The 5,717-nt window shown below is 41.8% G+C and carries 7 protein-coding genes; 3 read left to right on the forward strand and 4 right to left on the reverse strand.

Going from position 1 to position 5,717, the window contains the following annotated elements; genetic code table 11:
* Window positions 1-8: 8 nt before the first annotated feature.
* Window positions 9-659, reverse strand: a complete 651-nt coding sequence (locus EI164_RS14215) for an endolytic transglycosylase MltG (RefSeq protein ID WP_225739319.1) — start codon at window positions 657-659, stop codon at window positions 9-11.
* A 170-nt stretch (window positions 660-829) separates the two neighbouring features.
* On the opposite strand from EI164_RS14215, the gene EI164_RS14220 reads away from it, so the two are divergent.
* The gene (locus tag EI164_RS14220) at window positions 830-1,594 is read left to right on the forward strand and encodes a DpnI domain-containing protein (RefSeq protein ID WP_192520582.1); all 765 of its coding nucleotides are present in this window, start codon (window positions 830-832) and stop codon (window positions 1,592-1,594) included.
* Here EI164_RS14220 and EI164_RS14225 read toward each other — a convergent pair.
* On the reverse strand, window positions 1,586-2,152 hold the full coding sequence (locus EI164_RS14225; RefSeq protein ID WP_192520583.1) for a hypothetical protein: 567 nt from the start codon (window positions 2,150-2,152) through the stop codon (window positions 1,586-1,588). The two genes, EI164_RS14220 and EI164_RS14225, sit on opposite strands and share 9 nt — an antisense overlap.
* Window positions 2,153-2,326: 174 nt before the next feature.
* On the opposite strand from EI164_RS14225, the gene EI164_RS14230 reads away from it, so the two are divergent.
* Window positions 2,327-2,512 carry a DpnD/PcfM family protein gene (locus EI164_RS14230; RefSeq protein ID WP_192520584.1) on the forward strand — a complete coding sequence of 62 codons (186 nt, stop codon included), beginning with the start codon at window positions 2,327-2,329 and terminating at the stop codon, window positions 2,510-2,512.
* 3 nt (window positions 2,513-2,515) lie between these two features.
* On the opposite strand, the gene EI164_RS14235 is transcribed toward EI164_RS14230, so the two are convergent.
* Window positions 2,516-3,514 (reverse strand): aminotransferase class IV, encoded by a 999-nt coding sequence (locus EI164_RS14235; RefSeq protein WP_318779558.1) that lies wholly within the window; start codon window positions 3,512-3,514, stop codon window positions 2,516-2,518.
* A gap of 15 nt (window positions 3,515-3,529) precedes the next feature.
* Entirely contained in the window at window positions 3,530-4,198 is a 669-nt protein-coding gene (locus EI164_RS14240; RefSeq protein WP_192520585.1) for a hypothetical protein, read from the reverse strand.
* A 426-nt stretch (window positions 4,199-4,624) separates the two neighbouring features.
* On the opposite strand from EI164_RS14240, the gene aroE reads away from it, so the two are divergent.
* On the forward strand, window positions 4,625-5,485 hold the full coding sequence (gene aroE / locus EI164_RS14245; RefSeq protein WP_192520586.1) for a shikimate dehydrogenase: 861 nt from the start codon (window positions 4,625-4,627) through the stop codon (window positions 5,483-5,485).
* Window positions 5,486-5,717 lie beyond the last annotated feature (232 nt).

Raw genomic sequence — 5,717 nt, forward strand, 5'->3', positions numbered from 1 at the left:
CTTCTATGTCAATTATGGCTATGTCTGATGCCAGCATACTTTTTAGAACACCACCCTTTTTTGATGCCATCATTAGCACGTAATATTTGATACAAGTCTTTCGAGGTTTTGCCTTCGATGATTTGTACTTTTACCATCGCTGCATCTGCCCCCTGTGCTAGCACTTGCAACGCCTCAGCCATGGTTGGGTTTTCTGGTAGTTGATAAATCCCAGCATGTAGTGGCGCATCGACTTGCGATTTGACATACATCTTAGCCACGCTCACCGAAAACAGCGGAATCTGCTGCTGCCACTGCGGCAGTAAGCCATAATAAGTTTGACCCTGCTCAATCGTAACCTTCTGCGCTGGTTGCTCGATACGTCCGAATAAGGTTTGATAAACTATCACTAAGAAAAATACAGCAATCAATCCAAGCACGAGCAACACCTGATATCCACGCTGCATAAAAAACGATTGATTGTCCACTTTATATTTACGTGGCTTGCTATCCCCGCTTATGAGTGAAACGTCTGTCGCTGGTTTTTCCTCCACTTCATCCACTATCGGTCGTGAGTCTGATAGTGTGGTATCGACACGCTCTTCAACACTGTTATCATACTTATTCGATGGTTCATCATTGGGACGTTTAGGAGGCGTTTCAGGTGTGGGCGTGCTCATGGCAACTCGCGAGGCAAATGTTTGCTAGAATTTAGCACTGAACCGTGCGATTTTCAATGTTATTTGCTTAGCTTATGCATTATCTTGCTAGCTAGGCACATTTATATGGCTTAATACTCATAGGCTATTGTCATCAATATTGACGTATCTATTAAGAATGAAAACATTTTATGAATCTACATTTCAATCAAAGTCTTGCTAAAAACTATAAGTCACCCAGCCAAATAATTCGAGTATTGAGTGAGAATTGGGTCGCAACCAATAGCTACTGCCCTAACTGTAACACTCAACCGTTATCAGAATTTACGAACGGTAAACCAGTTGCTGACTTTTATTGCGCAAACTGTAGTGAGCAATATGAGCTAAAAAGTAAAAAATCTAAATTAAGTAACATTATTAATGATGGTGCTTATAAGACAATGATTGAACGCATCAATAGTGAGGATAATCCCAATTTTTTCTTCCTGACATACTCAAAAGAGCTGACGGTAAATAACTTTTTAATTATTCCTAAGCAATTCTTTAAGCCTGATATTATTATCAAGCGTAAGCCATTATCAGCGACTGCCAAGCGTGCAGGTTGGGTCGGCTGTAATATCGACTTACGCCAAGTGCCAGAATCGGGCAAAGTGTTTTTGGTTAAAAATCAGCAAGTCATACCGCGCGATGATGTCACTCAACAATTTCAAAAAACCTTATTTTTACGTAAGCAAACTAATGCTTCTCGTGGTTGGACACTAGATGTCTGGCAGTGTATCGACAGACTTGATACGGATTTTTCGCTAAAGCAAGTTTATACTTTTGCTGATGAGTTAAAACGCAAACATCCCAAAAACAAACATATTCAAGATAAAATTCGTCAGCAATTACAAGTGTTACGCGATAGAGGCATTATTGAGTTTGTGAGCCGTGGCTACTATCGAAAGTTATACTAACCGCTTCTCGTTGTAGCGCTCAGGTCTCGGCTTTCCTTTTTTATCGCGGTACACATCAGTAATTAACTCATCTCTATCATCCCATAGCGGTAATCTTGCAGTAGCAACGAGACGCTGATGAAATTTATGCGCTGGGTAATTCCAATCAATCTCGTCATTAATTTTGAAAAAATGCTCTTCACGATAATCAACATAAGCGTGCATTCTATTTTTCACATAATCATTCCACTGCCATAAAAGCTGAACTGGATTGCGAGTAGGTTTGGTAAAAGCTTTTAAGTTGACCGTCAATGCACACATCACTAGCTCATCATTAGGAGTGACAGAAATACGCTGCTCAATAACCTCCTCTCGCGTGTACGCATACTCGAACATACCGCCAAAGGCTACAAACCTTTTAAAATCTAGTAAATACATCACACCAAATGATAATTGAGTATAAGGCGATAAATGCACAATTTCATCAGGCTTACTTCTAGCCAGTTGGCAAATTTCATCAAAAATCATCAAACGACGGATTTGTAGCGGAATTCGTTTATCTTCATAGACTGAGTGCATGCGATTTTATCCTTTTAAAACTTTTATGAAAAAAGGATCATTGATCGATTTGCGCTCAGACACAAGTCAACGTAACAAAATACGATCGCTTCTTTTGAGCGCTTTTGCTAATCTATTTGGCATAGATAAAAAACAGATTTTGAGTATGACAATTTTTAATTATTGAGAACAGTTATGATAAAGAAAGGCGATTTGAATACTTATCAAATAGAGGTAGTCGAAACGATGAGTGCCATTATAGAAGTGGTTGCAGAAGATAGTGAAACAGCCCTACTAAAAGCGCGAGGAATATATCGAAACGAAGATATTGTTTTATACCCAGATGACTTTATCGACACTAAATTTAATATTTTTCAATAATAGCTAGACGGATTCAAACCTCACAATCTCACCCGATAGTAACGTCAAGCTACTCATTGGCATGACGCCACGCAGTGCATTGCAAAAGAAAATCTGCGTTAATTTAGGTAGATCATCATCTTGAAGCGACCTTATCACCACTGGGTATTGTGTCCTTGATAACGCATCGATAATGACTTGCCGCATGACACCATCGACACCCGATTGCGCCATAGATGGCGTATACCATTGGCCTGTCGTCAGATAGCTTGCATTGTCTTGATAATGTGGAAGCGTAGATGGTTTTTCTGATGCTGATGTTGTACAAGGCGATTCTGATAATTGATAAAACACATTACTCATCGTACCTTCGACCCACTGCCCGCTCATGTCACGTAGCAGACCCTCGCCGATGCTTTTTTCAGTTTTGAGTTTTGGTATTTGGGCTTTGATATCTTGCAACTCACCACTTGCTAGCACGTTATCTAAGCGATTGAGGGTTTTGAGCCCTGCCAGCGTTGATGGTAGACAGGAAATCTGCGACGACAGACAAACCGCAGTGCTAATAGGCTGTAAGGGAATGAAACGATCATCAGGTAGACGCAATTGCTCCGCTGTATCCACTCTCATCGCAGAAGGTTTGAGCCAAACCTCACAAGCACTACCAAACGCACTTGGCGTATAACAATAACCACGAATATCTTGTGTGCTGCGGGTGACAATCAGCTTGAGCATACCTTGTTGTAGCTGCTGAGCATGCGTCTGCAACTCATTTAATAATAAGTCGCTGTCTAGCTCGATATGTAATGCCTTGCTATGAGAAATAAGGCGCTGATGGTGATAATCTAACCACAATATTTGACCATCAATGACACCCATGGTGGTAAAAAACCCATCGCCGTAGGCCAGTCCACGATTGTCCAATGATAAACCAGCCGTCGAGGTATCTACTGTTGATTGATTCAACGTATTCTCTAGTGAATGCAGACACAACCAGCCAGTCGGCGAGGAATGAGCTGTCACTGTTTGATCATCGTCTTAGCTGTCATCGGTTGGGGCCTCAGATTTGTTAATGACCAACATACAGCTATAAAACTCACACTTTGCCAACTCGACCTTTTGACCACCGATGGTTTTATTTTTAACGATTTGCACATTGAGCATATCAGACACGAGATTACCCCCTTCATCACCCATCAATTCACGCGCGAGCTTATAGGCTTTTTCAGCATGCTCTTGGCTCAGCTCTTTTTCTTCATCAGAGTCGGTAGGGTTGGCAAAATACCAACCAAGCTCGAGATATTTTTCAGAATCAATAATATCTAAATAAGGCGCATCGGTATCCATAAAACGATACTTGGCAGCCGGATTACTGGCATAGTCTAAGCTGTTTTCATCGGTACTCACCACATTGCCAAAAGTCGCTTGGATACCCTCTAAATCATTAACATTGAGTGATTCTACATTTTCACTGCCCCATGCTGTGATATCATATTGCACTTGTTTGCCTGGCTGAACAGTTGCACCACTTACGTCAGTATCTGCTGCTGTCGTAGTTTCAGTTTCAGCAACGCTCTCCTCTCCAACTTCCGCATCGATACCTGCTTTATCTTGGACATCATCTACGCTGCTGTTACAGCCACTCAACGACACACCAACTGCCATTATCGTACCGACCAAAAAGGTCTGTAGGCTATTATTCCACATGGGCAATTTACTCACACTTTTAGATTTATCTCAAAATAACATTAACAAGCCGGCCAATATGCCACTGCTAATGCATAAGGTTTTTATAAATAAGTTGTCTGATGACTTTCTTGGATCTGCTGAACATTCAAAGTCAATTTATTATCACTTAATAGGACGTGTTGAACACTTTGATATCACATTTTATGTTACATAGTGTACCCAACTGCTTAACACTTGACCACCCTTTACGTTACGGATAACACTCCTAGAGAGTACATATTTGTTAAATATCTAACAGGTAAAAAACGCTATCATTCCACGTATTTATTCACGAACGCCTTGGTTTGTCAAACATCACGTTATCCCTTATGATGATAGCGATTCAACGACTTTCTGATAAGCTCTAACGAAGAGTTTTGACCTTTTATAGCCAGCGGACCTTTTATGACTCAGCATTTTATTGTTATTGGCAATCCTATTGCTCACAGCAAATCCCCCGAAATCCATACGCTATTTGCAGAGCAAGCAGGTATCGATATTAGCTATCAGCGCCAATACTGTCCTGACGATGCTGCCAGTTTTATGGCGGTGATTGAAGCATTTTTTCATGGTGGCGGTGTCGGTGCCAATGTGACAGTACCCTTTAAACAAGTTGCTTATAACTGCTGCTTAGCACGTGGTGGTTTGTCTGAACATGCCAAAGTTGCAGGGGCAGTTAATACGCTATCATTGAACCAAACACTGCTAGACAGCGGCACACCCATCGCAGAAGCAATCTATGGTGATAATACCGATGGTCAAGGGTTGGTCAATCACATTACAAGCTTGGACTGGCCGCTTACAGGCGCGCGTGTGGCACTCATTGGTGCAGGCGGTGCAGCCCGCGGTGTCGTACTACCGCTGATTCAGGCAGGTATTTCATCCCTGACCATTGCCAATCGTACTGTGAGCAAGGCTGTCAATTTGGTCACTGAGCTAAGCCAATCTAGTGAGACGATCGATAAACACAGTATCGAAACCTGTGCAACTAATGAATTAACTGGACAGTTTGATATCATTATTAATGCCACATCTATTGGACTGTCAGGCGATACCTTACCGCTAGATGATACTCTGAACTGTCAGTACGCTTATGACATGATGTATGGGCGCTCGCTACCGTTTTTGCAGCACTTTTCGATACGAGGTGCGCAAACCTCCGATGGTTATGGCATGCTTATCGGACAAGCAGCCTTGAGCTTTGAGCGTTGGACAGAGCATAACATTGATGTGGCAACAGCGACTGACGCATTGATCAACCGATAAGCAAGCTATAGTCAGTCCAATATACAACAGACACAGCGAGATTGGGATGAATTTTTTGCAGCCTCTGTCTGCGTAGGTGCAGCACGCCAGAAAAATTTATACCAGTTTCGCGTTATTAGATACTGTACCTTTTTTATTGCGTATCGACTATAGCCCGAGTCTTCATTTTGAAAGTAATTAGGACTTACGCAAAACCAGAGATATATTGCCAACCTAAAGCATAGCGTAGTAC

The organism is Psychrobacter sp. FME13, assembly GCF_014861395.1.
Classification (GTDB): domain Bacteria; phylum Pseudomonadota; class Gammaproteobacteria; order Pseudomonadales; family Moraxellaceae; genus Psychrobacter.